Raw genomic sequence first — 1,743 nt, 5'->3', positions numbered from 1 at the left:
CTCGGACCAGGACGCACTGGTCGCGGTGGTGCTCGACCAGTAGGGCACCTCCATGATCTTCGTGTAGGACTCGAGCCAGTCGCCGATCTTGTCCTTGGGCGCGAAGACCGGCCAGTTGTCCGGGAACTTCAGGTAGGGCAGATGGTCGTACCAGACCGGGTCGTGCAGGCACAGGGACTTGTAGCGGTTGCGCCACTGGTCACCGGGTCGTGGGTGCTTGTCGATCACGAGGCTCGGTACGCCGAGCTGTCGCAGCCGTGCGCCGAGCGCGATCCCGCCCTGGCCGCCGCCGATCACCAGCACGTAGGGCTGGGTCGTGCTGCCGAGGCTCTCGGCCTCCTCCTGGCGGCGCTCGAGCCAGGTCTGGCGCTGCTTGTCCGCGCCGTGCTCGGCGCCGCGCGGGCGGTGCTCGTTGCGCGGCTCCTCGTGCCCCTTGAGCTCGTAGAGCGTGGTGAGGAGGGTGAACGCCCTGTGCTCGCCGTCCTCCTCCACCAGCCGCAGCAGGCCACGCCCGCGGCCCAGCCCGGTCTCGAACAGGAACCATGCGGTCACCACGCCGCCGGCCCCGTCGGCGGGCTCGTCCAGCGCGAACCCCGACGGCTCGGTGCCGACGAGGGTCTGGTCGAGCAGGTCGCCGACCCCGGTCCGGCCCTCGACCGTGGTGATGTTCCAGCTGAACGAGACCAGGTCTCGCCAGTAGGACTCCGTTGCGAACATCGCGGCGGCGCCCGGGACGTCGCGGGCGGCCAGGGCGGCCTCGAATCCGTCAAGCCAGGCAGTGGCAATTGCACTGGGGTCGGTCGTCTCGGTGGTGGCAGGGGCGTCGAGTGTCTCGGTCATGGTGTCTCCTTCCGACGTGACCCAGCACACACCCGGTCGTACCATCGGCGGCAGGGTTGCACGGGGTTGCAACGAGTGGAGGCGGCATGAGCGAAGAGCGCAGTGCGTGGCGTGCTCGTGAGCGCGTGCTCAACGGCGGTGCGCCCACCGCGCCCACCCCATCAGCCCGTCCAGAGGTGAGCGCGTCGTGGCGACGCGTCCGCGCAGGAGGGCTGGCCCCGGGCGCCGAGCCCGCGGTCACTCCACTGACGGAGGGCGAGGTCGAGTCGCGTCGCACCACGAGCGCGTTGGCGCCGCTGCTGCCGAGCATCACCTCGTCCCTGGCCCCCGTCGTCGACGACGGCCTGCTCGTCGTGGTCACCGACACCGACGGCCGCGTCCTGTGGCAGCGCGGGCGCACCGGCGTACGCCGTCTGGCTGACGGGCTGGGGTTCGTGCCGGGCTCGGCGTGGACCGAGGCCAACGTCGGGACCAATGCCATCGGCACCTGCCTGGTCCTGGGCGAGCCCGTGCACATCCGCGGCCCCGAGCACTACGTCGAGTCGCACACGCGCTGGAGCTGCGCGGCCGCCCCGGTCCTCGATCCCTGGACCGGCGAGACGCTGGGCGCGATCGACATCAGCGGGCCGGCGCACTCGGTCCAGCGCTCCGTGCTGGCCCTCGTCGGCGTCACCGCCAAGCTCGCAGAAGCCGAGGTCCGCAGCGAGCACCGCAGGTCCCTCGAGCGCCTGCGCGCGTATGCCGCGCCCGTCCTCGCCCGCATGGGTGGGCGCGTCCTCGCGGTCGACCCAAGCGGGCACATCGCCGCGGTCTCGGGGTTCACCGCCCCCGAGCGGCTGCTGCTGCCCGCCGACCTGTCCACCGAGTCCACCTGGCTGCCCGCACTCGGAACAGTCACCGTGG

2 protein-coding genes are annotated in these 1,743 nt (G+C 71.9%); one reads left to right on the top strand and one right to left on the bottom strand.

Annotation, left to right across the window (positions count from 1 at the left end; genetic code table 11):
• Nucleotides 1-840 (bottom strand): NAD(P)-binding protein (locus RMO85_RS10350; RefSeq protein WP_310528646.1); only part of this gene is annotated, 840 nt, incomplete at its 3' end.
• An 86-nt stretch (nt 841-926) separates the two neighbouring features.
• Here RMO85_RS10350 and RMO85_RS10345 point away from each other — a divergent pair.
• Nucleotides 927-1,743, top strand: an 817-nt coding sequence (locus RMO85_RS10345; RefSeq protein ID WP_310528645.1) for a GAF domain-containing protein, incomplete at its 3' end; no start/stop codon positions are given.

Origin of the sequence: Nocardioides sp. (assembly GCF_031422975.1) — a bacterium.
Classification (GTDB): Bacteria; Actinomycetota; Actinomycetes; order Propionibacteriales; family Nocardioidaceae; genus Nocardioides.
The sequence above is the reverse complement of the archived record's forward strand: the minus strand, read 5'-3'. Positions and strand labels throughout refer to the sequence as shown.